Annotated in this window: 20 protein-coding genes; 13 read left to right on the plus strand and 7 right to left on the minus strand. The window is 57.8% G+C overall.

What is annotated here, in order from left to right; genetic code table 11:
- Positions 1-23 precede the first annotated feature (23 nt).
- A complete protein-coding gene (locus AC2CF9_RS15400; protein ID WP_150018221.1) occupies positions 24-926 on the minus strand; it encodes a LysR family transcriptional regulator in 903 nt (300 codons plus the stop codon).
- Positions 927-1,028: 102 nt separating this feature from the next.
- Between AC2CF9_RS15400 and AC2CF9_RS15405 the strand changes: the two genes are divergently transcribed.
- The 3 genes from AC2CF9_RS15405 to AC2CF9_RS15415 all read left to right on the plus strand — a co-directional run bounded on the left by AC2CF9_RS15405 (position 1,029) and on the right by AC2CF9_RS15415 (position 2,815).
- The gene (locus tag AC2CF9_RS15405) at positions 1,029-1,451 is read left to right on the plus strand and encodes a CidA/LrgA family protein (RefSeq protein WP_039382038.1); all 423 of its coding nucleotides are present in this window, start codon (positions 1,029-1,031) and stop codon (positions 1,449-1,451) included.
- Positions 1,444-2,139 (plus strand): LrgB family protein, encoded by a 696-nt coding sequence (locus tag AC2CF9_RS15410; protein WP_150018222.1) that lies wholly within the window; start codon positions 1,444-1,446, stop codon positions 2,137-2,139. Before AC2CF9_RS15405 ends, AC2CF9_RS15410 begins: the two co-directional genes overlap by 8 nt.
- A 130-nt stretch (positions 2,140-2,269) precedes the next feature.
- Positions 2,270-2,815, plus strand: coding sequence for a YfaZ family outer membrane protein (locus AC2CF9_RS15415; protein WP_039382044.1), 546 nt, complete (start codon positions 2,270-2,272; stop codon positions 2,813-2,815).
- 729 nt (positions 2,816-3,544) lie between these two features.
- Here AC2CF9_RS15415 and AC2CF9_RS15420 read toward each other — a convergent pair.
- The 3 genes from AC2CF9_RS15420 to acs form a co-directional block, all read right to left on the minus strand.
- The gene (locus AC2CF9_RS15420) at positions 3,545-5,197 is read right to left on the minus strand and encodes a cation acetate symporter (RefSeq protein WP_484557392.1); all 1,653 of its coding nucleotides are present in this window, start codon (positions 5,195-5,197) and stop codon (positions 3,545-3,547) included.
- A complete protein-coding gene (locus tag AC2CF9_RS15425) occupies positions 5,194-5,523 on the minus strand; it encodes a DUF485 domain-containing protein (RefSeq protein WP_039382048.1) in 330 nt (109 codons plus the stop codon). Before AC2CF9_RS15425 ends, AC2CF9_RS15420 begins: the two co-directional genes overlap by 4 nt.
- Positions 5,524-5,696: 173 nt before the next feature.
- Entirely contained in the window at positions 5,697-7,652 is a 1,956-nt protein-coding gene (acs, locus tag AC2CF9_RS15430; protein WP_150018224.1) for an acetate--CoA ligase, read from the minus strand.
- A 579-nt stretch (positions 7,653-8,231) separates the two neighbouring features.
- On the opposite strand from acs, the gene gltP reads away from it, so the two are divergent.
- The 4 genes from gltP (at position 8,232) to AC2CF9_RS15450 (ending at position 13,821) form a co-directional block, all read left to right on the plus strand.
- Positions 8,232-9,533 carry a glutamate/aspartate:proton symporter GltP gene (gene gltP, locus AC2CF9_RS15435; protein ID WP_065650335.1) on the plus strand — a complete coding sequence of 434 codons (1,302 nt, stop codon included), beginning with the start codon at positions 8,232-8,234 and terminating at the stop codon, positions 9,531-9,533.
- A gap of 151 nt (positions 9,534-9,684) precedes the next feature.
- Positions 9,685-10,596 (plus strand): N-acetylmuramic acid 6-phosphate etherase, encoded by a 912-nt coding sequence (murQ, locus tag AC2CF9_RS15440; protein WP_484557393.1) that lies wholly within the window; start codon positions 9,685-9,687, stop codon positions 10,594-10,596.
- A complete protein-coding gene (murP, locus tag AC2CF9_RS15445; protein ID WP_484557394.1) occupies positions 10,596-12,029 on the plus strand; it encodes a PTS N-acetylmuramic acid transporter subunit IIBC in 1,434 nt (477 codons plus the stop codon). The genes murQ and murP overlap by 1 nt, the downstream gene beginning before the upstream one ends.
- Positions 12,030-12,276: 247 nt before the next feature.
- Positions 12,277-13,821 carry a methyl-accepting chemotaxis protein gene (locus AC2CF9_RS15450; protein ID WP_484557395.1) on the plus strand — a complete coding sequence of 515 codons (1,545 nt, stop codon included), beginning with the start codon at positions 12,277-12,279 and terminating at the stop codon, positions 13,819-13,821.
- Positions 13,822-13,824: 3 nt separating this feature from the next.
- Here AC2CF9_RS15450 and AC2CF9_RS15455 read toward each other — a convergent pair whose 3' ends face one another.
- Entirely contained in the window at positions 13,825-14,778 is a 954-nt protein-coding gene (locus AC2CF9_RS15455; protein WP_150018228.1) for an AraC family transcriptional regulator, read from the minus strand.
- Positions 14,779-14,883: 105 nt separating this feature from the next.
- Between AC2CF9_RS15455 and AC2CF9_RS15460 the strand changes: the two genes are divergently transcribed.
- Together AC2CF9_RS15460 and AC2CF9_RS15465 are read left to right on the plus strand one after the other, a co-directional pair.
- A complete protein-coding gene (locus AC2CF9_RS15460) occupies positions 14,884-16,071 on the plus strand; it encodes an MFS transporter (RefSeq protein ID WP_484557396.1) in 1,188 nt (395 codons plus the stop codon).
- A 131-nt stretch (positions 16,072-16,202) separates the two neighbouring features.
- Positions 16,203-17,843 (plus strand): dihydroxyacetone kinase subunit DhaK, encoded by a 1,641-nt coding sequence (locus AC2CF9_RS15465; protein WP_484557397.1) that lies wholly within the window; start codon positions 16,203-16,205, stop codon positions 17,841-17,843.
- A 75-nt stretch (positions 17,844-17,918) separates the two neighbouring features.
- Here the strand turns inward: AC2CF9_RS15465 and sbmA are convergent, their stop codons facing one another.
- Positions 17,919-19,169 carry a peptide antibiotic transporter SbmA gene (gene sbmA, locus AC2CF9_RS15470; RefSeq protein WP_150018231.1) on the minus strand — a complete coding sequence of 417 codons (1,251 nt, stop codon included), beginning with the start codon at positions 19,167-19,169 and terminating at the stop codon, positions 17,919-17,921.
- Positions 19,170-19,465: 296 nt separating this feature from the next.
- Here sbmA and AC2CF9_RS15475 point away from each other — a divergent pair, with 296 nt between their 5' ends.
- The 4 genes from AC2CF9_RS15475 to yjdN all read left to right on the plus strand — a co-directional run bounded on the left by AC2CF9_RS15475 (position 19,466) and on the right by yjdN (position 23,912).
- Positions 19,466-20,197 carry a gluconate 2-dehydrogenase subunit 3 family protein gene (locus tag AC2CF9_RS15475; RefSeq protein ID WP_150018232.1) on the plus strand — a complete coding sequence of 244 codons (732 nt, stop codon included), beginning with the start codon at positions 19,466-19,468 and terminating at the stop codon, positions 20,195-20,197.
- A 2-nt stretch (positions 20,198-20,199) separates the two neighbouring features.
- Entirely contained in the window at positions 20,200-21,984 is a 1,785-nt protein-coding gene (locus tag AC2CF9_RS15480; protein WP_150018233.1) for a GMC family oxidoreductase, read from the plus strand.
- An 11-nt stretch (positions 21,985-21,995) separates the two neighbouring features.
- On the plus strand, positions 21,996-23,312 hold the full coding sequence (locus AC2CF9_RS15485) for a c-type cytochrome (RefSeq protein ID WP_039382082.1): 1,317 nt from the start codon (positions 21,996-21,998) through the stop codon (positions 23,310-23,312).
- A 162-nt stretch (positions 23,313-23,474) separates the two neighbouring features.
- The gene (gene yjdN, locus AC2CF9_RS15490) at positions 23,475-23,912 is read left to right on the plus strand and encodes a VOC family metalloprotein YjdN (protein ID WP_039382083.1); all 438 of its coding nucleotides are present in this window, start codon (positions 23,475-23,477) and stop codon (positions 23,910-23,912) included.
- 54 nt (positions 23,913-23,966) lie between these two features.
- On the opposite strand, the gene AC2CF9_RS15495 is transcribed toward yjdN, so the two are convergent.
- Positions 23,967-24,830 (minus strand): nucleoside-specific channel-forming protein Tsx, encoded by an 864-nt coding sequence (locus AC2CF9_RS15495; protein WP_039382084.1) that lies wholly within the window; start codon positions 24,828-24,830, stop codon positions 23,967-23,969.
- Positions 24,831-25,312 lie beyond the last annotated feature (482 nt).

Raw genomic sequence — 25,312 nt, forward strand, 5'->3', positions numbered from 1 at the left:
CCGCCTTTGAATGCCGCCGCGTCTCACACCTGCAGACGCGGCGCATCATCCGGCCAGTGTGTGCGGCAGCAGCTGATCCAGGCTTCCGCACTGCGCGACAGATAGCTCCCTTCCCGCCAGATCAATCCGATACGCCACTCCAGCGCAGATGCCAGCGGCAGCCATGCCAGCGACTGCGGATCCAGCCGCTGACAGATAGGTTCCGGCAGTACGGCTACGCCCATCCCCGCCTGCACCATCGCAGCCAGAAAATCCCACTGACCGCTGCGCAGCGCAATCTGAGGCGTTATGCCTTCACGCTGAAACGCCTGCATCAGCTGCCGGTTAAGGGCAAACTCTTCATTCAGGATCAGCAGCGGATGCTGCGCCAGTTCTGCCAGCGTCAGATGCGGACGGGCGTGCCAGGCCGCGCTGCGCGATACCAGCACGCAGAGCGGATGGCGCATCAGCTCCAGCGTGTTAAGCGGTAAACCGGGCTCAACCGGCAGGGCGGTAAGCGCAATATCCAGCGCGCCGCTCAGCACCGCCTGCTGTGCGGTCAGCCCGCCTGATTCTGCAATATGCAGCTGCACGCCGGGATAGCGGCGCTGAAATGCTGAAATTGAGCCGGCAATCTGCATACCCACCATCGGCGGAATACCCAGGCGCAGTTCACCGGTTTTCAGCTGATTAATATCACCAATCTGCGCCTCCAGCTGATGAAACTCCTGCAGGATCGCGAGACCGCGCTGGTAAACCGCCTGACCGCTGTCAGTGAGATGCAGACGGCGTCCCTCCCGCCGCAGCAGTGCGCACCCCAGCTCCTCTTCCAGCTGGCGCACCATTTTGCTGATAGTGGGCTGCGTCACATAGAGCTGCTCTGCTGCACGGGTAAAGCTCTGCTGCTGTACTACGGCGACAAAATAGCGCAGGGCGCGTATATCCATGATCATTCCTTAATGGCATAGTCCGGATGATTTTAATTCATTTTTTTCACGGTTAGCGGCAGATTTATACTGCATTTCTCATATTTATTACCGGAGATCGCCATGGCTGCCGCCATCAATCCGCGCCCCCGTCTGTTACAACATCTGATACTGCCGCTGCAGCTGCTGCTTTATATCGGGCTATTCAGCGTCTGCGATCTTCTGGTGCGCTGGCTGCATCTGCCGCTGCCGGCAAATGTACTCGGCATGGTTGTGCTGCTGTTATTGATTGTGTTGCGCGTGTTGCCGCTGGGCTGGGTCCGTGCCGGGGCAAACTGGCTGCTGGCTGAAATGCTGCTGTTTTTTATTCCGGCGGTGGTGGCGGTAGTCAATTACAGCGATCTGCTGCGCAGTGAGGGATGGCGTATTTTTATCGTGATTGCGATCAGCACACTGCTGGTGCTGGCGGTCACATCGCTGGTGGTTGATCGCCTCTACCGGTTTGAAATGGCGCGTGCGGCACGCAGGCAGGATATCCATGAGTAACGCCATCATCAGTCTGCTTTGTCTGGCATTCACCCTGCTGGTCTATTACCTCAACAAGCGTCTCTACCGGCGCTGGCGGCGACTGATGCTGATGCCGCTGGTGCTGACGCCGCTGGTACTGGTCGGCCTGCTGCTTATTACGCATATCAGCTGGCAAAACTATATTGCGGAGAGTCACTGGCTGCTCTGGCTGCTGGGACCCGCCACGCTGGCATTTGCTGTGCCGGTATACGAAAACATGGCGCTCATCCGGCGTCACTGGCTGTCGCTGAGCGCAGGGGTCCTGTGCGCTACCACGGTTGCCGTCTGCAGCTCAGTCTGGCTGGCGCGGTTACTGGCGCTGCCGGAGAGTATTCAGCGTAGTCTGGCCGTGCGTTCAATCACCACGCCATTTGCGCTGGCCGCCGCCGGTCCGATGGGCGGACAGCCCGATCTGGTGGCGCTGTTTGTGGTGATCACAGGCGTATTTGGCATGGCGGCAGGGGATATTCTTTTTCTGCGCATCGCGATAAAACAGGGAGTGGCGAAAGGCGCCGGGCTGGGTGCCGCCTCTCACGGTGCCGGAACTGCGCGCGCCTATCAGATTGGTCAGCAGGAGGGCGTGGTATCCAGCCTGGTGATGATGCTTTCGGGCGTCGTCACGGTTCTGCTGGCGCCGCTTCTGAGCCATCTGCTGTGGCACGCATGACACGTTTATCGATAAATCGTTCCCGTTGTAATTTAATTTTACGTAAAGGTTTCCAATAAAAGTTGTGTCTGACGACTATGCTAACTACTCTTTGCGCCGACTTATTTTTTACTTCATGGAGTGGATTAGCATGATCAAGCAACTTGTTACCGGAAGCGTTTTGGGCCTTGCACTGCTGAGCGGTAGCGTACAGGCGATTGAGGGCAGTGTTGACGTGGGTGAGCACAGCACCAACCTGAACCTTGGCCTCGGTACCACCTCTCCGGGTCTGTTTCTGAAAGGTAACTGGCTGCGCAGCGACCATGACGGCAGCACCTACGGTGCAGGTCTGGGCTATAACATCGATGTTGGCGATCTGCGCGTCGCGCCGACGGCAAAAGCGCTGTTTACACATCCGGAAGATGGCCGTGATGGCTTCACCATCGCCGTGGGTGCAGGCGCACAGTACAGCTTCAACAGCATGTGGGGCCTGTATGGTGAATATTATTATGCGCCAGAGGCGTTTTCCGATCGCCTGGACAGCTATCAGGAAGCGTCAGGCGGCCTGAGCTTTACGCCAGTTTCACTGCTGAACCTGCGCGTGGGCTACCAGTATATCGAGCTGAACAACAAAGGCAGCCGCAAAGATAACGTGCTGGTAGATGGCCCATACGTAGGTGCCTCACTCCGCTTCTGATCTGCCGCTGCAAACCAGGGGCGCATTAATGCGCCCCCTACGTTACCCCGTAGGGGCGCCATTTATGGCGCCCTGGTCGACGTCTGCACGTGATTGAATGACGTCATTTATGACGCCCGTGTCAATTCCCGCCCGTGATTGAATGACGCCATTTATGGCGGTTGATACCGCGCGCGCAATAAACCAGGGGCGCATTAATGCGCCCCCTACGTCACCCCGTAGGGGCGCCATTTATGGCGCCCGTGTTAATTCCCGCACGTGACTGAATGACGCCATTTATGGCGACCGTGCCGATTCCCGCATTGGATCCAATGACGTCATTCATGACGCCCTGGTCGATTCCCGCACGTGACTGAATGACGCCATTTATGGCGGTTGATACCGCGCGTGCAATAAACCAGGGGCGCATTAATGCGCCCCCTACGTTACCCCGTAGGGGCGCCATTTATGGCGCCCTGGTCGACGTCCGCACGTAACTGAATGACGTCATTTATGGCGGTTGATACCGCGCGCGCAATAAACCAGGGGCGCATTAATGCGCCCCCTACATCACCTCCGTAGGGGCGCCATTTATGGCGCCCTGGCCAATTCCCGCACGTGAATGGATGACGCCATTTATGGCGGTTGATACCGCGCGCGCAATAAACCAGGGGCGCATAAATGCGCCCCCTACGTCACCCCGTACGGTCGCCATTTATGGCGTCCGTGTCGAACTCGGTGCGCCTGCGATCAGTGTGATTTTCCCTGTGAAATACCAACACCGGTTTGCGAACGAATAAACTGTCCGCGGAACCGTGCGCGCTCCTGTGCGCCCTGAGCGGAGTGATCGGTGATGGAAAAGAACCAGGTGCAGACAAAAGCGACCAGCATGGAGAACAGCGCCGGGTACTCGTAAGGATAGATCGGCGTAGCGTGACCCAGCACCTGAACCCAGACGGTAGGACCCAGAATCATCAGCACCACCGCCGTCAGCAGTCCCAGCCAGCCGCCCACCATCGCGCCGCGTGTGGTGAGCTTCGACCAGTACATGGAGAGCAAAATAATCGGGAAATTGCAGCTGGCGGCAATAGAGAAGGCCAGACCGACCATAAAGGCGATGTTCTGCTTCTCAAACAGGATCCCCAGCGCAATGGCAACCACACCCAGCACCAGCACGGTAATTTTAGAGACGCGCAGCTCTTCACGCTCCGTTGCCTGACCTTTACGGATCACGCTGGCGTAGAGATCGTGCGATACTGCCGACGCGCCCGCCAGCGTCAGCCCGGCGACAACGGCCAGAATCGTGGCGAAAGCCACCGCCGAGATAAAGCCGAGGAACAGGCTGCCGCCTACCGCATTCGACAGATGCACCGCTGCCATATTGGTGCCGCCAATCAGGGCGCCGCTGGCGTCTTTAAACAGCGGGTTTGCACCTACCAGCAGAATCGCACCAAAGCCGATAATAAAGGTCAGGAAATAGAAGTAACCCATAAAGCCGGTGGCCCAGAACACGCTTTTACGCGCCTCGCGCGCATCCGCCACGGTAAAGAAGCGCATCAGAATATGTGGCAGTCCCGCTGTACCAAACATCAGCCCCAGCCCCAGCGACAGGGCGGAGATAGGATCTTTCACCAGTCCGCCGGGCTGCATAATCGCCGCGCCTTTAGGGTGGACCGCCATCGCCTCCGTAAACAGCGTATTAAAGCTAAAACCGGTGGCTTTCATTACCATAATCGCCATGAAGCTGGCACCGAACAGCAGCAGCACCGCTTTAATGATCTGCACCCAGGTAGTCGCGAGCATGCCGCCGAACAGAACATAGAGCACCATCAGAATGCCAACCAGCACCACGGCGATATGATAATCAAGGCCGAACAGCAGCTGGATAAGCTTGCCGGCTCCCACCATCTGTGCAATCAGATAGAGCGCAACCACCACCAGCGAACCGCAGGCGGAGAGGGTGCGGATCGGTTTCTGCTGCAGCCGGTAGGAGGCGACATCGGCAAAGGTATAGCGTCCGAGATTGCGCAACCGCTCAGCGATCAGAAACAGGATCATCGGCCAGCCGACGAGAAAGCCGAGCGAATAGATCAGCCCGTCATAGCCCGAGGTATAGACCAGCGCGGAGATACCGAGAAATGAGGCGGCTGACATAAAATCGCCCGCCATCGCCAGCCCATTCTGGAAGCCGGTAATATTGCCGCCTGCGGTGTAGTAGTCGCTGCGTGAGCGGGTACGCTTTGATGCCCACCAGGTAATACCCAGCGTGAACGCGACAAACACCACAAACATGATTATCGCTTCATAGTTGGTCGCCTGCTGCTGGACGTCGCCGGTCAGCGCATCGGCCGCCAGTACGCCCGCTGGCGCCAGCGCCAGCAGAATCGGGAGCGCGCGCTTCATGATTTTACCTCGCTGACGATCTGTTTGGTCAGGCGATCAAACTCGCCATTTGCGCGCCAGACATAGACGCCGGTAAGCAGGAAAGAGACCACAATCAGGCCCACGCCAATTGGAATACCGCGCGTCACATTGGTACCGGCATGCAGCGGCGTGCCGAGCCAGCCGGGCGCAAACGCGATCAGCAGGATAAACCCGACATACAGGACCAGCATAATAATGCTCAGCAGCAGCGCAAAAGCCTGGCGCTTGTGAACCAGCTCCTGAAAACGGGGGTTATTTTCTATTTGTTGCCAGACGGCTTCCTGTTGATTCAGGGTGTCATTCATCACAGTTTCTCCAGAGGCAAAGCAGACGGAAATCTCACATTAATGTGATTTAACGGATTGAATATTCTGGTTATCAGGGTTGTGCGATGGTGAACAGCATACGGCGTAAGGTGAACTAACGGAGAGAAGCCTGCCGGGGACAGGCTGATGCTCTCCGCTGATAAGGGCAACGATTACGGCATGGCGATCGACTGCTTCTCCTCCAGTAATTTCTCTACTACACCTGGATCGGCCAGCGTAGAGGTATCGCCAAAGTTGCTGGTATCGCCCGCTGCAATTTTGCGCAGAATACGTCGCATAATTTTACCGGAGCGGGTTTTCGGCAGCGAGTCGGTCCAGTGCAGCACGTCCGGCGTGGCGATAGGGCCGATCTCTTTGCGTACCCAGTTGCGCACTTCCGTATACAGCTCCGCTGACGGCTCTTCGCCCTGATTCAGGGTGATATAGGCGTAAATAGCCTGCCCTTTAATGCTGTGCGGAATACCGACCACGGCCGCTTCAGCAATTTTCGGATGTGAAACCAGCGCGGACTCAATCTCTGCCGTGCCCAGCCGGTGTCCGGAAACGTTCAGGACATCATCCACGCGTCCGGTGATCCAGTAGTAGCCATCTTCATCGCGTCGCGCGCCGTCACCGCTGAAGTAGCGATGCTTAAACGTGGAGAAGTAGGTCTGTTCAAAGCGTTCATGATCGCCAAACAGCGTGCGCGCCTGACCAGGCCAGGAATCATTAATAACCAGATTACCCTCGGTTGCGCCCTCAAGCTGATTGCCTTCGTTATCCACCAGCGCCGGCTGTACGCCGAAGAACGGTTTGGTGGCCGAGCCCGCTTTCAGCTCGGTTGCGCCCGGCAGCGGCGTGATCATAAAGCCGCCGGTTTCAGTCTGCCACCAGGTATCGACAATCGGACAGCGGCTGTCGCCAATCTTTTTGTAATACCACTCCCAGGCTTCCGGATTGATCGGCTCACCCACGGAGCCCATGATGCGCAGGCTGCTGCGTCGGGTGCCTTCAATCGCCCGGTCGCCTTCGGCCATCAGCGCGCGAATCGCGGTGGGCGCCGTATAGAGCAGGGTAACGTTGTGCTTGTCGACGACTTCCGCCATCCGGCTCGGCTTCGGCCAGTTGGGCACCCCTTCAAACATCAGCGTGGTTGCGCCACAGGCCAGCGGCCCATAGAGCAGATAGCTGTGACCGGTGATCCAGCCGACGTCTGCGGTGCACCAGTAAACGTCGTCGTCATGGTAATCAAAGACATATTTAAAGGTGCTGGCCGCATAGACCAGATAGCCGCCGGTGGTATGCAATACGCCTTTTGGCTTGCCGGTCGAACCGGAGGTGTACAGAATAAATAGCGGATGTTCCGCTTCAACCGCCACCGCTTCGTGCTCTGCGCTGGCCTGGCTGACCAGATCGTGCCACCAGAGATCGCGTCCCTCATGCCACTCTGTATTTTTTCCGGTGCGCTGAAATACGATCACATTCTTCACGCTGGTCACCAGCGGATTAGCCAGCGCGTCATCAACATTCTTTTTCAGCGGAATGGCGCGTCCGGCGCGGATACCTTCATCCGCCGTGATCACCAGCTTCGCGTTGCTGTCGACCACGCGTCCCGCCACGGCTTCCGGCGAAAAGCCGCCAAAAATCACCGAGTGCACGGCGCCAATGCGCGCGCAGGCCAGCATGGCAACAGCGGCCTCCGGCACCATCGGCATATAAATGGCCACCACATCGCCTTTTTTAATCTCAAGCTGCGTTAATACATTTGCCATGCGGCAGACGTCAGCGTGCAGCTCACGGAAAGTCAGCGTTTTACTTTCACTGGCGTCATCCCCTTCCCAGATAATGGCCGGACGATCGCCCCGCGTTGCCAGATGGCGATCCAGGCAGTTAGCCGCAAGATTCAGCATGCCATCTTCATACCAGCGAATAGAGATATTGCCCGGCGCAAACGAGGTATTTTTCACCGTGCTGTAAGGCGTGATCCAGTCGAGAATTTTTCCCTGCTCACCCCAGAAAGTGTCAGGATCGTCCACGGACTGCTGATAGCGCGCCGCATACTCGTCGGCATTAATCAGGGCGTTCGCTGCAATGGCAGCGGGTACAGGATGCTTGTGAATTTGGCTCATGGCTGACCTCCTTGAAGATGTTAATCATATGTCAATCAAAGGTTAATTGAAGAGGGGGCCAGGGCTTTGTTTCGGTTTTGCAGTCTGGATCACGGCCTGCCGGCACGCGGTAAAGGGCGTAAAAACGGCGCTTTTTGCGGCAAAAAAACGGCGTACTGAAAGCGGCATTCAGCAGGCAATAGATGTTTTTGTGATTAAATGTTAGGCAAACGCGCCGGGCGGAAAAATCGTCAAATCTGAATAGCTATGCGGAAAATTATCGAATTAACGCTTTTCATAACAGCGGGTTATAGCCACAGGGTCTCAGCAGCATTTTATGCTACTGAGCTGCGCACGATTTAAGCTATCGCGCCGGGGGTTGCATTTACCGCAGTGAAAATGGTACTTATCTGGCCGCTGTTCAGCAGGTATCAACTCAGGCTGTATCCTTGCGCTGGTGCAAACCGCCGGCAGAACAAAGCGGAATACAGCCCATTATAACCCTCTATTTTATCGGGCTTTTGCTCACTTCCCTGTGTGTATCATCTCCTGCACCTTCGCAGCAGAGCAAAGGGGTTTTAACTGAGGAAATAACGCGTTATGAAAGGTTTTAAACTCACCCTCGCCTGGCAGATCCTGATTGCCCTGATCCTCGGCATTATTGTAGGAACCGTGCTGCATAATCAGCCAGACGATCGTGAATGGTTAATCACCAATATACTTACCCCTGCCGGTGATATCTTCATTCATCTGATCAAGATGATTGTGGTGCCGATTGTTATTTCCTCGCTGATTGTTGGCATTGCCGGCGTCGGGGACGCGAAAAAACTCGGGCGTATCGGGGTGAAAACCATTATCTATTTTGAAGTGATCACCACCATTGCCATTGTGGTCGGCATCACGCTGGCTAACGTATTCCAACCCGGCAGCGGCATTGATATGTCAACGCTGGCAACGGTGGACATCTCTAAATATGAAGCTACCACCGAAGCGGTTCAGGGCGCGCCTCATGGCCTGGTCAGCACCATTCTGTCGCTGATCCCGCAGAACATCTTCGCCTCGCTGGTTAAAGGCGATATGTTGCCGATTATTTTCTTCTCGGTGCTGTTCGGCCTGGGTCTGTCGGCGCTGCCGTCGGAACATCGCGATCCGCTGGTCGGCCTGTTCCGCTCGGTATCAGAAACCATGTTCAAAGTGACTCACATGATCATGCGGTATGCGCCGGTGGGCGTATTTGCACTGATTGCGGTGACCATTGCGAACTTCGGTTTTGCATCGCTCTACCCGCTGGCGAAACTGGTGCTGCTGGTCTATGCCGCCATCCTGTTTTTCGCCTTTGTCGTGCTCGGTGCGGTCGCGCGCTTCTGCAAGCTGCGTATTACGACCCTGATGCGTATTCTGAAAGATGAGCTGATTCTGGCCTACTCTACCTCCAGTTCAGAGACGGTGCTGCCGCGCATTATGCAGAAGATGGAGGCGTATGGTGCGCCGAAAGCGATAACCAGCTTTGTGGTGCCAACCGGCTACTCCTTCAACCTGGATGGCTCTACGCTCTATCAGAGTATTGCCGCCATCTTTATTGCTCAGCTTTACGGCATTGACCTGTCGCTGACCGATGAGATCATCCTGGTGCTGACGCTGATGGTAACCTCAAAAGGGATTGCCGGTGTGCCGGGCGTCTCCTTCGTGGTGCTACTGGCAACGCTGGGCAGTGTGGGTATCCCGCTTGAAGGGCTGGCGTTTATCGCAGGCGTTGACCGCATCATGGATATGGCGCGTACGGCGCTGAACGTGGTAGGAAATGCGCTCGCTGTGCTGGTTATTGCGCGCTGGGAAAATCAGTTTGATGCTAAGCAGGCTGCTGCCTACGAGCTGCAACTGCGTACGCAAAGCGCCACCTGAGTCGTTCCTGAGCAGAATAAAACCCGCCGCTGGCGGGTTTTTTTATGCCTGCAGACGTGAAAACAAAAAATTCTGCGCCGCTGCACATGAATTAACAATTCTTTGTGGTATAAATTTTTCAGAATAAATTATTCATTCGCAGGAGCGTAATATGACCCTTGATCTCAACAAAATGATCACCGAGAGCCGCAATCCGGCCAGCCAGAATATTGACGAGCTCAGCACGGAGGCGATGCTGCGCGTCATTAATGATGAAGATAAAAAAGTGGCGCTGGCGGTAGAGGCGATTGTGCCGCAGATCGCACAGGTTACGGAGGCGATTGCGCACGCCTTTAGCCAGGGCGGACGACTGATTTACTGCGGCGCCGGTACCTCCGGCCGGCTCGGTATCCTGGATGCCAGTGAGTGTCCGCCTACTTTTGGTACGCCGCGCGGTCAGGTGGTAGGGCTGATTGCCGGCGGGCATACGGCGATCCTGCAGGCGGTAGAGAATGCGGAAGATAACGCCGAACGGGGTGCACAGGATCTGGCGGATATCGGTTTCAGCTCCCGGGACGTGCTGGTCGGAATTGCGGCCAGCGGCCGCACCCCCTATGTGCTGGGCGCGCTCGCTTACGCACGTGAACAGGGCGCGTTTACCGCCGCGCTGACCTGCAATCCCGACAGCGCGATGGCGCAGGCGGCTGATGTCGCGCTGACGCCAATTGTGGGGCCGGAGATCGTCACCGGCTCGTCGCGTATGAAGGCAGGCACGGCACAGAAACTGGTGCTGAATATGCTGAGCACCGGCGCGATGATCCGCAGCGGCAAGGTGTATGGCAACCTGATGGTGGACGTGGAAGCCACCAATCAGAAACTGGTTCAGCGTCAGATAAACATTGTTAAGCAGGCCACCGAATGCGACGACGCCACGGCTCAGCAGGCGCTGACGGCGTGCGGCGGCCACTGCAAAACCGCTATCGTTATGGTGCTGGCGGGCCTGACGGCGGAAGAGGCGCGCGCGCTGCTGGATCAGAATCGCGGGTTTATCCGCGCCGCGTTACGTGACCCGGGAGTACGCTGATGGCCGCAATCACTGAAACGCTGCTGCGCGATATTCTGCGGGCCGTAGGCGGGCCGGATAACGTAGCGATGTGCGGCAACTGCATGACCCGCCTGCGCCTGACGCTGGTGAATGCTGCGCTGGCGGATAGCCCCCGGCTGAAACAGCTGCCGGGCGTACTGGGTGTGATTGTCAGCGACGCCCAGCTGCAGATTGTTCTGGGGCCGGGCAAGGCGCAAACCGCAGCGGAAAAGATGCAGCTATTGCTCAATGAAGGCGCGCCGGCGCAGGATCTGCAGACCATCGCCCGGGCACAAAAGCAGCAGATAAAAGCGAAACAGAGCAGTGCGCTGCACCGCTTTCTCGCCTGCTTTGCCACCATTTTTACGCCGCTTATTCCGGGCTTTATCGGCGCTGGCCTGCTGCTCGGCTTTGCCACCCTGACTGAGCAGCTGTTTCACCTTAATCAGCCGGGTGAGCACGCCCCGTGGCTGCTGGCGACCGTGGCCTACATGAAAGTGTTTGGCAAAGGACTGTTTACCTTTCTCAGCATTCTGATTGGCTATAACGCGCAGAAAGCGTTTGGCGGCACCGGCGTCAACGGCGCGATTATCGCCTCGCTGTTTGTGCTCGGCTACAGCCCGGAAGCCACCGTCGGGTACTACAGCGGGATGGAGAACTTTTTCGGGCTGACGATCGATCCGCGCGGCAATATTATCGGCGTGCTGCTGGCCGCGATATTTGGTGCATGGACAGAGAAGCAGCTGCGTAAAATCATTCCCGATAATCTGGATATGATCCTTACCTCGCTGCTGACGCTGCTGATTACCGGCGCCGTGACGTTTCTGCTCATTATGCCGGTAGGAGGGGAACTGTTTAAAGGCATGTCATGGCTGTTTATTCACCTTAATAACAACCCGTTTGGCTGTGCCATCCTGGCCGGGCTGTTTCTAATTGCGGTGATGTTTGGTATCCACCAGGGCTTTATTCCGGTCTATTTCGCGCTGATGGAGACGCAGGGCTTTAATTCGCTGTTTCCCATACTGGCTATGGCGGGAGCGGGGCAGGTCGGCGCCTCGCTGGCGCTGTGGTGCAAAGCTGGAAAAACGTCGCTGCTGCGCAGCCAGATCAAAGGAGCCATTGTGCCGGGGCTGCTGGGCGTCGGGGAACCGCTGATTTACGGGGTCACGCTACCGCGCCTCAAGCCTTTTATCACCGCCTGCTGCGGGGGTGCACTGGGCGGCTTCTTTATCGGTCTGGTGGCCTGGCTCGGCCTGCCGGTAGGGATGAATACGGTGTTTGGCCCCTCCGGCCTGGTGACGCTGCCGCTGATGACGTCAGCACAGGGCATTTTTGCCGGCATGGCGGTCTATCTTGCCGGTCTGCTGGTCGCCTGGACGGGCGGGTTTCTCTTCACCTGGTGGTGGGGCATGAAAAATATCGATTTGGGTTAACGCCCGTTGCGGGCGCTGCTGCGCCCGTAAATATTTTCTGTTTCCTCCATTTTGGCTAAATAATGGTGTGAGCCGCAACGCATAATCCTGTTTTCATTCATCCATTTTAACTATTAAATACAATGCCTTATTAAAATTGCTCTTTTTTAGCAGCAAGAATTAAATCATCAGCGCTTAAGTCGTTCCGCTAATCAGCCGATAGATCCGGAATAATGTTTATCAGCCTGAATTGACCAGGGATCTCTGTATGCGCAATAACCAGCCTATTACACAGCGTGAATTCGTTTTCGATGACGATGCAACGCTGATGTCGACTACCGATCTCAGCAGCCATATCACCTACGCCAATGACGCTTTTATTGAGGTCAGCGGCTTCACGCCGGAAGAAGTAAACGGCCAGCCCCATAACATAGTGCGCCATCCGGATATGCCATCCGAAGCGTTTGCCGATATGTGGCATACCCTGAAACAGGGGCAGCCCTGGAGCGCGCTGGTGAAAAACCGGCGTAAGAATGGCGATCACTACTGGGTACGGGCCAATGCGGTGCCGGTGGTACGCGAAGGATGCGTGCGCGGCTATATGTCGGTACGGACCAAACCTGCAGCAGCAGAAGTGCAGCAGGCTGAGGCCCTGTACCGCGATTTCCGCGAAGGGCGCAGCAAAGGACGCTGCTTCTATAAAGGGTTGATTATCGGCAGCGGCTGGCGCCGCGCCACGTCACTGCTGAAAACGCTGCCGCTGCGCTGGCGCATTCGTTCAGCGCTGGCGCTGCTGCTGCCGCTGGTCGCGGGCAGCGCCTGGGGGGCAGGCCTGACGGGGCTGGCACTCGGCGGCTTCAGCGTTGCGACGGCGCTCTGTTTGCTGCTGGCGAGCCTCTGGCTGGAGCAGCAAATTTCACGCCCCATCGAGCGGATGTGCCAGCAGGCGCTGAGCGTGGCGACCGGCAACAGCCATAAAGTCGATCAGCCCGATCGCGTGGATGAAATCGGCATGACGCTGCGCGCCATTGGTCAGCTGGGGCTGATGTTCCGCTGGCTGGTGGATGACGTTAGCGGCCAGGCGATCAACGTTCTCAGCGCCAGTGATGCGATGGCGCGCAGCAACAGTGAGCTCTCCCGTCGTACCGAACAGGCAGCCGCTAACGTGCAGCAGACGGCCGCCACCATGAATGAGATGACGGCCACCGTGAAGAGCAACACGGAAACCGCCAGCGAGGTCAATACGCTGTCGGGCACCACCAGCCACGCCGCCATCAAAGGTGGCGAGGTGATGCAGGAGATGGCGGGCATGATGGGCGATATCGCCGACAGTGCGAAGCGCATCGCCAGCATCACCAGCGTGATTGACAGTATCGCCTTTCAGACCAATATCCTCGCGCTCAATGCGGCGGTAGAGGCGGCGCGGGCCGGTGAGCAGGGCAAAGGGTTTGCCGTGGTTGCGGGTGAAGTGCGCAACCTCGCGCAGCGCAGCGCAAAAGCCGCCAGCGAAATTAAGACGCTGGTGGAGACCAGCGCCAGCCGCGTAGCGTCAGGCAACGACTATGCGGCAGCCGCGGGCCGCACCATGCAGGATATTGTCAGCCAGGTGCAGAACGTGACGACGCTGATTGCGCAGATCAGCGCAGCCACCGCCGAGCAGGCCACGGCGCTGAGCGAGGTGAGTACGGCGGTAGAAGATCTGGATGATATCACCCATCAAAACGCCGCGCGCGTGGCTGAAGGCGCAGAAGCCTCAGCCCGCATGGCGCATCAGGCGAACCGTCTGGTTGAGGCGATTAGCGTCTTCCGCTAACGCTTACGCCACTTCCCGCCCGGCGCGCAGCGCGCCGGGTGACGTGCCCGTTATCCGTTTAAAGGCGCGGCTGAACGCAGCCAGCGACCCGTAACCAAGCTCAAACGCGATGCTCTCTACCGCCTCGCCCTGCTCAATACGCTCTTTCGCCAGCCGCATACGCAGTTCGGTAAGATAGCGCAGCGGCGTCATGCCGGTGGCGTTCTGAAAGCGGGCAGCAAACACCGATCGCGAACTGCCGGACGCACGCGCCAGCCGCTCTACCGTCCAGTTTTCTCCCGGCGCACGGTGCATCGCCGCCATCGCCAGGCTCAGGCGCGGATCGCGCAGCGCCTGAACCAGACCGCTGCCGGCGCCGCAGCCATTCTCTACCCAGCCGCGCACGATCTGCGCGGCCACCACATCCGCCAGCCGCGACAGAATACCGGCGAAGCCCGCTTTGCGCTGGCGGGTTTCCCGCTCCATCGCATCCAGAATCGGCTGGATTTCCGGATACTGTCCCAGCAGGGTGCTGACCAGCATGACATCTGGCATGGTATGTACCAGCGGCTGCATACCGCCCAGTTCAAACGCCATGCAGGCGCTGAACAGGATCACGTCGCTATCCGCCGGACAGAGATCGGCATCCGCCGCATCGTTGATCGCGCAGACGCTGGGGCAGATAGGCTTACTGTTAAACGTGGTGATCGGTTCACAGTGCGCCGTCTCATCTGAGACCAGCGCATGCGCTTTTCCATGCGGGATCAGTAATGCATCGCCCGCCTGCAGCGGGTAGATCGTACCGGAAGCGGCGCGCAGCAGCAGCGTACCGCGCCCGACAAAATGCAGCTGCGCCCGGCCAGGCGCGTCGTCATACTGCAGGCCAAAAGGCGCATGCAGCGCAATACGCTGATATTTTACGCCGTACAGGCGCATGCCCATCAGCAGCTCGCTGGTTAAATCTTCATAACGGCTCATCGCAATCCAGACGAATTATCAACTAATAAACTTTCTGTATCATAGATCGTCTTGTTGCAGCGCTCTATCCTTAGCGAAACTATTTTTTTGTGATGGGGATCGCAAATGAGTCTGGAAAGTGAACTGACAGCCACCGGTGCGGTGGCAGAAAAACCCGCGTGGGGCGCGGTATTTGCCATGGCGTTTGGCGTGTTTGGCCTGATCACCGCTGAGTTCCTGCCGGTCAGCCTGCTGACGCCGATAGCCGCGTCGCTGCAGGTCAGCGAAGGTCAGGCGGGGCAGACGGTGACGGTGACCGCGCTGGTTGCGCTGCTCACCAGCCTGGTAATCGGTACGCTTACGCGGCGGTTCGATCGCCGTCTGGTGATGCTGGCATTTACCCTGCTGCTTATCGCCTCGGCGCTGCTGGTGGCGCTGGCGGACAGTCTGCCGATGATCCTGCTGGCGCGCGTGCTGCTGGGTATGGCGATTGGCGGCTTCTGGACGCTGTCAACCGCCATCACCATGCGACTGGTGCCGGCGGAGCAGGTGCCGCGCGCGCTATCGATTGTCTTTAGCGGCATCTCGCTGGCGACAATTATTGCGGCACCGCTCGGCAGCTATCTCGGCGATGTGATTGGCTGGCGCAACATTTTTCTGATGACGGGGCTGCTGGGTGTACTGGCGCTGCTGTGGCAGTTCTTCACGCTGCCGGCAATGCCACCGGAAAACCGGACGCAAAGCGGCGGCGTGCTTGATCTGCTGCGGCAGGGCGTTATGCGCTGGGGCATGCTGGCGGTGATCCTGATGTTTACCGGCCATTTTGCTTTCTTTACCTACCTGCGACCTTATCTGGAAGGCAGCGCGCAGCTTAACGTTAATCAGCTGTCGCTCGCGCTGCTGGCGTTTGGAATAGCTAACTTCTTTGGCACCTCGCTGGCGGGCGTGCTGGTTACGCGCAGCGTCTCGCTGACGCTGACCGGGATGGCGCTGCTGATGAGCGTGACGGCGGTGGTACTCTCTGCGATGGCGCAGTTGCCGTGGCTGGTAGGGGCCGGTGTGGCGCTATGGGGACTGGCATTTGGCTCGATGCCTACCGGCTGGTCAGCGTGGATTTCGCGTGCCGTGCCTGATGATGCAGAGTCGGGCGGTGGACTGCTGGTGGCGACCATTCAGCTGGCGATCACGGCGGGCGCGGCGGCCGGCGGCTGGATGTTTGACCTGCAGGGCGCGGGCGGCGTCTTTATGGCAAGCGGCGTCATGATGCTGCTGGCGGCGGTAACCATCTATACGCGCGTCAGGCAGCACGGCTAAGGTGCAGCGGCAGGGCTTTTTCTGATTCAGGGGCGGCGTGTGCCGCCCTTTGCATTTCCGCGCTTTGCTTTGACGGTTTTCTGCACAGATGCGCTACCTTTAGTGACAACTACACCAGGGGGAAAAAAGCGATGAGCCAGTTTTTTATGCATGAAAAGAACGATCTGGTTAACGAAGCCATCGAAGGTATTTTACTCAGCACGCCGTGGCGTAACCTGCGTCGTCTCGATTTGGGCGATGAGATCCGCATTGTGGTGCGTTCAGACTGGGATAAAAGCAGAGTGGCGCTGATCTCAGGTGGCGGATCGGGCCATGAGCCGGCGCACGCCGGGTTTGTCGGCAAAGGGATGCTGACGGCGGCCGTCTGTGGCGATATTTTCGCCTCGCCCAGCGTGGAGGCGGTGCTTAACGCCATTATCAACGTGACCGGTGACGCGGGCTGTCTGCTGATCGTTAAAAACTACACCGGGGATCGCCTTAATTTTGGTCTGGCGGCTGAGAAAGCCAAAAACCTGGGCTATCACGTTGAACTGGTCATGGTCGAGGATGATATTGCGCTGCCTGAGAACCCGCAGCCGCGCGGTCTCGCCGGCACTGCACTGGTGCATAAAATTGCGGGCTATGCGGCTGAACACGGACATTCACTGCAGGAGGTAAAGGCGCTGGCGCAGCGGGCGATTGAAGCCACTTCCTCTATTGGTCTGGCATTTGCGACCTGCCATCTTCCGGGTGAGAAGCGCGAAGCGCGCGTGGCGCCAGGCCACAGTGAGCTCGGTATGGGCATTCACGGCGAGCCGGGGGTCGTTACGCTGGATACGCAGGACAGCGGAAAAATTACCGGCCTGATGACGGATAAACTGGCGCAGGCGCTGCCGGATGGTAAGCAGGCGCTGTTACTTATCAACAATTTAGGCGGTTTTTCGCAGCTGGAGCTGGCGCTGCTGACGCGCGAAGTCCTGCGCACGCCGCTGGCCGCGCGTATTACCCATCTTATCGGTCCCGCTACGCTGGTCAGCGCGCTGGATATGAAAGGCTTCTCGTTATCCGTGCTGGCGCTGGAAGAGCCGTTCCTGCTGGCGCTGCAGGCACCGGTGCAGGTGCAGGGCTGGGTTGCGCCCTATGAGTTTGCGCCCATCAATCTGCAGACGGCGGAGAAAGTCAGCAGCGCGCTTGACTTTGATCCCTCAGAAAATGATGAGGTGGCGGGCTGGATCACGCGCGTGACGCAGACGCTCATCGATCTGGAAAGTGAACTGAATGCGCTGGACGCAAAGGTTGGCGATGGTGATACCGGCTCCACGTTTGCTGCGGGTGCAAAACGTATTCAGCGCGCGCTGCAGGAGAAGCAGCTGCCGCTAAACGAGCTGCCGACGCTGATTGCGCTGATTGGCGAGCAGCTGGCAGGCGCGATGGGCGGCTCCAGCGGCGTACTGATGTCCATTCTGTTTACCTCCGCCGGACAGCATCTGGAAGAGGGCAGCTCACTGCCGGAGGCGCTGATGCAGGGGCTGGAGCGCATGAAGCACTATGGCGGCGCGCAGCCGGGCGACCGCACGCTGATTGATGCGCTGCAGCCGGCGCTGGAAAAACTGGTGGCGGGCGAATCACTGACAGCTGCCGCTCAGGCGGCGGCGCAGGGCGCAGAGGCCACGGCGCAGATGAACAGTGCGAAAGCGGGACGCTCAGCCTATCTCAACCAGCAGAGTCTGGATGGGGTAAAAGATCCCGGTGCGTATGCGGTAGAGAAGGTGTTTCAGGTGATGGCAGGCTGAGTTGCCTGCCAGAGTGACACCGCGGTGAGCTGCGCCCGTCTTCCCGGCAATGCAGAAGGCGGGCGCAGGACGCCGTTACTCGCCGGCTGGCTCTTTCGCCGCCTCGCGCAGCATCTCCTGATGCGGGATATCCTGCAGGATCTGCTCAAAGCTGCGCAGACGCTTGTAGATAGACATCAGCTCGACCAGCGTTGACCAGGAGGTGATCAGATACTGGAAGGAGGAGCGTACCTGGTCAAACACGTTAAGGATCTGATTCATCAGGCCCAGCGTCAGCGCACCGGCCACGATCGCCGGAAACAGCAGAAACACGCCAAATACATTATCTACCTGCAGGTAGAGAAAGCGCGTGACGTTGAAATAGAGGTAGTGGAAGTAGAGCCGGAAATAGTTGTAGCGCACCCGGCTGAACAGCGCCTGTACCGTTGGCGGTGACGCGCGCGTCGGATCGTCTTCGCCATAAACCAGCTCTTTTCGATAGGCCGCTTCCACCCGCTGATTGCGGAACTCCAGTCCCGGCAGCTTAATGCCGACCAGCGCCAGCAGCGCAGTGCCGAACACCGACCAGAGGATAGCGGCGATCACCAGGCCATAGGGTATTGAACCGAGAATCGGAATATCTTTCACATGTTTCGACAGCGCCAGCAGCACCGGCAGGAACGCTACCAGCGTCATGATCGCCTTAATAAAGCTGACGCCCCAGTCCTCCAGCGTGGTGGAGAAACGCATCGTATCTTCCTGCACACGCTGAGCTGCCCCCTCCACATGCCGCAGACGCTGCCAGTTGTGCATGTAATAGCTGTTCATCGCGGTACGCCAGCGGAAAATCCAGTGGCTGATAAAAAAGACGTTGGCGACCAGGATCGTCACGGCGATAAGCGCAATGCCGAGAAAGTCGCTGATCTCGCTGTAAAACTGGGTGATCTGTACGGCGCCCGCTTTGGTCAGCGCTTTCTGGATCAGATCGTAAAACGGCTCATACCAGGCGTTGACTGCCACGTTGACCTGGACGTTGAACCAGGTGACGAAGATGATGAGCGCCGTGCCCCAGACCGACCAGCGCTGCCACGGATGGCGATCGATTATCATCCACGCCAGGGCAAACAGCGCAACCGCTGACCAGTAGTAGCCGTAAAACCAGAGCTGGCTGGCGTGAATAAACCGGCTGGCATTGGTTGGCAGCGGCTGCTGCATCGCGGCCTGCAGTGCGGGCCAGCGCGCCGGCAGATCGCTGAAAAAGCCAAACCAGGCAAAGATAACAAGCACACTCCAAATCGCTGCCGAGCTGAAAAATGCGCCGGGCCGCGGAAAAAAGGATTTAAACATAAGCACTCCGCTGTGGTGTAGACACGTTTATACCGTTATTTCTGTTTATCTGTCTGTAGTGGGTTGTTTCTGAGCATGACAATCCCGCCGCTGGAATGTAAACCAGCGCGGGAAAATGTTAAGTATTTTGTGCGTAATTGTTTCGTAAAACTAAATTACTCGCCGTTTCGGTGTTACAATTGTCACTTTGTTACCGGTAACAAACGTGCTGTATCCCTTAAGTCAAGAATAAAAACCATTACAACGCAACTACTTAACCTTCCATGCCGCATTATATGTGGTACTGAGGCAATGTCATGTCAGAACAAAAAAAGGGTCATTCACGTCGTGATTTCCTGCTGAGGACGATCACTCTCGCACCCGCTATGGCGGTCGGCTCAACCGCTATGGGCGCGCTGGTGGCACCTGCCGCCGCCGCCAGCGATGCAGCCGCGCCAGCGCAGCCGGCACGCGACTATCAGCCAGGCTGGTTTACCGCCGAAGAGTTTGCCTTCATCACCGCCGCCGTGGCGCGGCTGATCCCCAGCGACGAGCGCGGTCCGGGCGCGCTGGAAGCAGGCGTACCGGAATTTATCGATCGTCAGATGAATACGCCGTACGCCACCGGCAGCAACTGGTATATGCAGGGGCCTTTTCACCCGGATATGCCGAAAGAGCTCGGCTACCAGCTGCCGCTGGTGCCGCAGCAGATTTATCGCTTAGGCATTGCCGACGCCGACGCCTGGAGTCAGAAACAGCATGGCAAGGTGTTCGCCAGCCTGAGCGGCGAACAGCAGGATGCGCTGCTGAGCGCGTTTGAAACCGGCAAGGCTGAGTTTGCCCAGCTGCCGGCAAAAACCTTTTTCTCTTACCTGCTGCAGAATACCCGCGAAGGCTTTTTCTGCGACCCGATTCATGGCGGCAACCAGGGCATGGTGGGCTGGAAGCTGATTGGCTTCCCGGGCGCCCGCGCCGACTTTATGGATTGGGTAGAGCGCGGTGAACGTTATCCGTTCCCGTCAGTCGATATTCGCGGAGCGAGGGCGTAAGCGTGGCAAACGAATTAAAAAAAATTGATGCAGTGATTGTGGGGTTTGGCTGGGCAGGCGCCATTATGGCGAAAGAGCTGACCGAAGCGGGTCTTAACGTCGTTGCGCTGGAGCGCGGTCCGCATCGCGATACCTATCCGGACGGCTCTTACCCGCAGTCGATTGATGAACTGACCTACAACGTTCGCAAAAAGCTGTTTCAGGATCTCTCTAAAAGCACCGTGACCATCCGTCACGATGCGTCGCAGACCGCGGTGCCTTATCGTCAGCTGGCCGCTTTTCTGCCCGGCACCGGCACCGGCGGTGCGGGCCTGCACTGGTCCGGCGTGCATTTCCGCGTCGATCCGGTTGAGCTGAATCTGCGCAGCCATTATGAGCAGCGCTACGGCAAAAGCTTTATTCCGGAAGGCATGACCATTCAGGATTTTGGCGTCAGCTACGATGAGCTGGAGCCATTCTTCGACAAAGCGGAGAAGGTATTTGGCACCTCCGGCAGCGCCTGGTCAATCAAGGGCAAAGTGGTCAATAACGCACACGGCGGTAACCCGTTTGCGCCGGATCGCTCCAGCGACTTTCCGCTGCCGGCACAGAAGCGTACTTACTCTGCGCAGCTGTTTGCGCAGGCGGCGGAGTCGGTTGGCTATCACCCTTATGATATGCCATCAGCGAACACCTCCGGGCCCTACACCAATACCTACGGTGCACAGATGGGGCCGTGCAACTTCTGCGGCTTCTGCAGCGGCTACGCCTGCTACATGTATTCCAAAGCGTCGCCTAACGTCAATATCCTGCCGGCGCTGCGTCAGGAGCCGAAGTTTGAGCTGCGCAACAATTCATACGTTCTGCGCGTCAATCTGACCGATGATAAAAAGCGCGCTACCGGCGTGACCTACCTTGATGGTCAGGGACGTGAAGTGGTGCAGCCGGCCGATCTGGTGATCCTCTCCGCCTTCCAGTTCCACAATGTTCATCTGATGCTGCTCTCCGGGATTGGCAAACCTTACAATCCGATCACTAATGAGGGCGTGGTGGGACGCAACTTCGCCTATCAGAATCTCTCAACGCTAAAAGCGCTGTTTGATAAAAACACCACCACCAACCCGTTTATCGGCGCAGGCGGGGCAGGTGTGGCGGTAGATGATTTTAACGCGGACAACTTTGATCACGGGCCGCACGGTTTTGTCGGCGGGTCTCCTTTCTGGGTTAACCAGGCCGGCACCAAGCCTATCTCCGGCGTGCCGGTGCCAGCCGGTACGCCAGGCTGGGGCAGCCAGTGGAAAGCGGCGGTAGCCGATACCTATACGCACCATGTTTCCATGGATGCGCACGGCGCGCACCAGTCCTATCGCGCTAACTATCTCGATCTCGATCCCAACTATAAAGATGCGTACGGCCAGCCGCTGCTGCGTATGACCTTTGACTGGCAGGATAACGACATCAAAATGGCGCAGTTTATGATTGGCAAGATGCGCAAAATCACCGAGGCGATGAACCCGAAAACCATCATCGGCTCCGCCAAAGCGCCGGGAACCCATTTTGATACGACCTCCTATCAGACCACGCATATGAGTGGCGGTGCGATCATGGGTGAAGATCCGCAGACCAGCGCGGTCAACCGCTATCTGCAGAGCTGGGATGTGCCCAACGTCTTTGTGCCGGGGGCGTCAGCTTTCCCGCAGGGGCTGGGCTATAACCCGACCGGTATGGTCGCTGCACTGAGCTACTGGTCAGCGAGGGCGATCCGCGAACAGTATCTGAAAAACCCGGGACCGCTGGTACAGGCATAAGGAACATGACGATGATGAAATCAGTTTTGGCCCTGATGCTGGGCACCCTGACGTTCAGCGCGCTGGCTGACGATGTGGCCGCTGAATCGCTGATCAAACGCGGTGAATATCTGGCGCGCGCCGGGGACTGCGTGGCCTGCCATAGCGCGGCCGGCGGCAAGCCGTTTGCCGGCGGACTGGCAATGGCGACACCGATTGGCACAATCTACTCCACCAATATCACCCCCGATAAAGCGACCGGCATTGGTGACTACAGCTATGACGACTTTCAGAAAGCGGTGCGTCATGGCGTAGCGAAAAATGGCGATACGCTCTATCCGGCAATGCCTTATCCCTCTTACGCGGTTGTCAGCGATGAGGATATGAAAGCGCTTTACGCTTATTTTATGCACGGCGTGGCGCCGGTCAGCCAGGCGAACAAAGAGAGCGACATTCCCTGGCCGCTCTCCATGCGCTGGCCGCTGGCGATCTGGCGCGGCATCTTTGCGCCGGACGTGAAAGCGTTCCAGCCCGCCGCACAGGAAGATCCGGCGCTGGCGCGCGGACGCTATCTGGTTGAAGGACTCGGACACTGCGGAGCGTGCCATACGCCGCGCAGCATTACGATGCAGGAGAAGGCGCTGAATAACGGTGACGGCAGCGACTACCTTGCCGGCAGCAACGCACCGATCGATGGCTGGACCGCCAGCAATCTGCGCGGCGACAACCGTGACGGGCTGGGCCGCTGGAGCGAAGAGGAGCTGAAGCAGTTCCTGCGCTTTGGCCGTAACGATCACACCGCGGCGTTTGGCGGTATGACCGAGGTGGTTGAACACAGCCTGCAGCACCTCAGCGATGAGGATATCAGCGCGATTGCGAAGTACCTGAAGTCGCTGGGCGCCAAAGATCCGCAGCAGGCGGTATTTACTCCGGATGATACGGTAGCGAAAGCGCTGTGGCACGGCGATGATAGCCAGCCGGGCGCGTCAGTCTATGTGGACAGCTGTGCTGCCTGCCATAAAACTGATGGTTCAGGCTATCAGCGTTTCTATCCGGCGCTGCGCGGCAATCCGGTCGTGATGGCTGACGATCCAGCTTCGCTGATTCACATTGTGCTGGTGGGCGGTACGCTGCCGGGCGTGAAGGGCGCACCAACGGCCATCACCATGCCGGCGTTTGGCTGGCGTCTCAGCGACCAGCAGGTTGCGGACGTGGTGAACTTTATTCGCAGCAGCTGGGGCAACGGCGTTACCACCCGCGTAACGGCTGGCGACGTGGCGAAACAGCGTAAGGATAAAACGGTACAGCCTTATCAGGGCAGCGCGGATATCCACGCATTAGAGAAATAAGCGCGCCTGCGGTGCGTTAATTATCCGGGCCTGGTGCCCGGATTTTTTATGGGCGAAAAACAGCGGCGAATCAGTTAAAGCCAGGGCGGGCGGGGGCTGAACGCGATCGTCTACACTTAGTGGTGAGTGCAAAAGCTCACTAACTGATAAGCGGAGGGAACGATGCAAGTAAGTCCTTATTTGTTTCTGTATGGTCGCTGTGAAGAAGCCATCGAATTTTACCTGCAGGCCACCGGCGGCAAAGTGCTGCAAAAAATGACCTTCGGCGATAATCCGGAGCAGGGAGAGCAGGTGGGCGATAAATCCGCACCGCCGCTGCCACCGGAAAAAATCATGCATGCACATCTGCAGATTGGTCAGGGCGAGCTGATGCTGAGCGACGGCGATACCAGCAAGCCACCGGCATCCGAGCACGCTGGTTATGCGGTAAGCCTGGCAACCACCGATGAGAAAGAGGGCAAAGAGTGGTTTGATAAACTCTCTGCCGGCGGCAAAATCACGACCGAATGGCAGAAAACATTCTGGTCAGACGGCTTCGGCATGTTTATCGATAAGTTCAACATTCCGTGGCGCATCAACGTCGTGAAATCGCAGGATTAACGCCTCTGTTTTTGCCCCTCCGGCGCTGCATCCGGCGGGGCAAAACTGCCGCACTTAGAAGTTGTAACCTGCCACCAGATAGTAACCCCAGCCGGTTGATTTCACTTCAAACGGGCCATTGCCAAAATTCAGCTCCTGACCATCCGCCCACTGACCGCCGTTATGGAAATAACGCGCCACGGCAGAGACGTGCCAGTGATCGTAGTTCAGCGATAAAATATGGCTTGAGGCAACAGAGTTGCTGGTGCGCGAGCGGTCAGATTTATCGCGCAGATCGGAGCCCCAGTCAAAGTTGGTAAAGCCGATATAGCTCAGCTTGCCGCCCCACAGGTCGGTAATTGGCACAAAGTATTTTACCTTGAAGCGGTAACCATCCCAGCTGTTCTCGTTGGCCGCACCGTAGTTTTCCCACTGATATTTGGCGTAAACGTTAAGCGAGAGACCGACATCGCTGTGGGTGTCGATATCGGTACCGAGACCCATATACCAGGTATTCTGCCGGTTGTCACTGTTGCGGCCCATATCGTAGATATAGTTGTTGGCAAAGAACCACTCTTTAAACGGACCGAATGCCAGGCTGGTGCCCGCCAGTTTGTCGAGCGACAGGCGCGGCTCAATTTCCATAAACAGCGGCGTGCCGTGATCGAAGATGCCATTGGCGTTGCTGTTGCCCGCACCGAAGAAGTTTGGCAAATCGATGTAGCCGTAAAAATCGAACCACTCCTGTTTGGTAAAGGCTTCATATTCCAGGTAGACATCGTTATTAAACTGCGGCCCGAAACGGGTGTGGGTGCTGCCCACCACGTTTACGCTCTGATGCCACCAGTCAGACAGATATTGCGGGTCGCTCTCTGCCTGCGCTGCGCCCATTCCGCTACCAATCAGTAATGCACCTGCTATCAACGATTTAAATTTCATTATTGTTTGACCACTTGCTGAGGATCGCCGCAGAGATGCCACGATCGAATGAGTACGTTCCCGGGTATTGAGCAGTATGCGGCAATAACGCGTGCTGACTGCCAGCCTTCAGGCCCGCGTAATGTGCCTGTAACAGAGCGATAGAAAATAGATTTTCATCACATTTGTCAAAAAGTGTTGCAATAGGATTCAGTTATTTTGTGACAATTGTCACATATTCTATCTGCAGCGAACGGAACTCCGCAACCGTTTACGTGGTCGCGAAGAGATGTGATTGGGTTGGGGGACCGGGGGGCTGGTTCCGTTCGCCGTCAGCTGCGGCAGCAGCCTTTGCCCCGGCGCGGCGATGCTGCCCCGGCGCCGGTTCCGTTCGCCGTCAGCTGCGGGGCGCAGATTAAGCGCCGATTCCGTTCGCCGTCAGCTGCGGCGGCAGCCTGTGCCCCGGCACGGCGACCGGGCAGAGGACGCCTGGCCGCGCCCTC

The sequence above is a fragment of the Pantoea sp. SYBGC1 genome, assembly GCF_057197005.1.

Coding starts and splice junctions, on each gene's coding strand:
- AC2CF9_RS15400 (WP_150018221.1), bottom strand. CDS start 926: ATGGATATACGCGCCCTGCGCTATTTTGTCGCCGTAGTACAGCAGCAG.
- AC2CF9_RS15405 (WP_039382038.1), top strand. CDS start 1,029: ATGGCTGCCGCCATCAATCCGCGCCCCCGTCTGTTACAACATCTGATA.
- AC2CF9_RS15410 (WP_150018222.1), top strand. CDS start 1,444: ATGAGTAACGCCATCATCAGTCTGCTTTGTCTGGCATTCACCCTGCTG.
- AC2CF9_RS15415 (WP_039382044.1), top strand. CDS start 2,270: ATGATCAAGCAACTTGTTACCGGAAGCGTTTTGGGCCTTGCACTGCTG.
- AC2CF9_RS15420 (WP_484557392.1), bottom strand. CDS start 5,197: ATGAAGCGCGCGCTCCCGATTCTGCTGGCGCTGGCGCCAGCGGGCGTA.
- AC2CF9_RS15425 (WP_039382048.1), bottom strand. CDS start 5,523: ATGAATGACACCCTGAATCAACAGGAAGCCGTCTGGCAACAAATAGAA.
- acs (WP_150018224.1), bottom strand. CDS start 7,652: ATGAGCCAAATTCACAAGCATCCTGTACCCGCTGCCATTGCAGCGAAC.
- gltP (WP_065650335.1), top strand. CDS start 8,232: ATGAAAGGTTTTAAACTCACCCTCGCCTGGCAGATCCTGATTGCCCTG.
- murQ (WP_484557393.1), top strand. CDS start 9,685: ATGACCCTTGATCTCAACAAAATGATCACCGAGAGCCGCAATCCGGCC.
- murP (WP_484557394.1), top strand. CDS start 10,596: ATGGCCGCAATCACTGAAACGCTGCTGCGCGATATTCTGCGGGCCGTA.
- AC2CF9_RS15450 (WP_484557395.1), top strand. CDS start 12,277: ATGCGCAATAACCAGCCTATTACACAGCGTGAATTCGTTTTCGATGAC.
- AC2CF9_RS15455 (WP_150018228.1), bottom strand. CDS start 14,778: ATGAGCCGTTATGAAGATTTAACCAGCGAGCTGCTGATGGGCATGCGC.
- AC2CF9_RS15460 (WP_484557396.1), top strand. CDS start 14,884: ATGAGTCTGGAAAGTGAACTGACAGCCACCGGTGCGGTGGCAGAAAAA.
- AC2CF9_RS15465 (WP_484557397.1), top strand. CDS start 16,203: ATGAGCCAGTTTTTTATGCATGAAAAGAACGATCTGGTTAACGAAGCC.
- sbmA (WP_150018231.1), bottom strand. CDS start 19,169: ATGTTTAAATCCTTTTTTCCGCGGCCCGGCGCATTTTTCAGCTCGGCA.
- AC2CF9_RS15475 (WP_150018232.1), top strand. CDS start 19,466: ATGTCAGAACAAAAAAAGGGTCATTCACGTCGTGATTTCCTGCTGAGG.
- AC2CF9_RS15485 (WP_039382082.1), top strand. CDS start 21,996: ATGATGAAATCAGTTTTGGCCCTGATGCTGGGCACCCTGACGTTCAGC.
- yjdN (WP_039382083.1), top strand. CDS start 23,475: ATGCAAGTAAGTCCTTATTTGTTTCTGTATGGTCGCTGTGAAGAAGCC.
- AC2CF9_RS15495 (WP_039382084.1), bottom strand. CDS start 24,830: ATGAAATTTAAATCGTTGATAGCAGGTGCATTACTGATTGGTAGCGGA.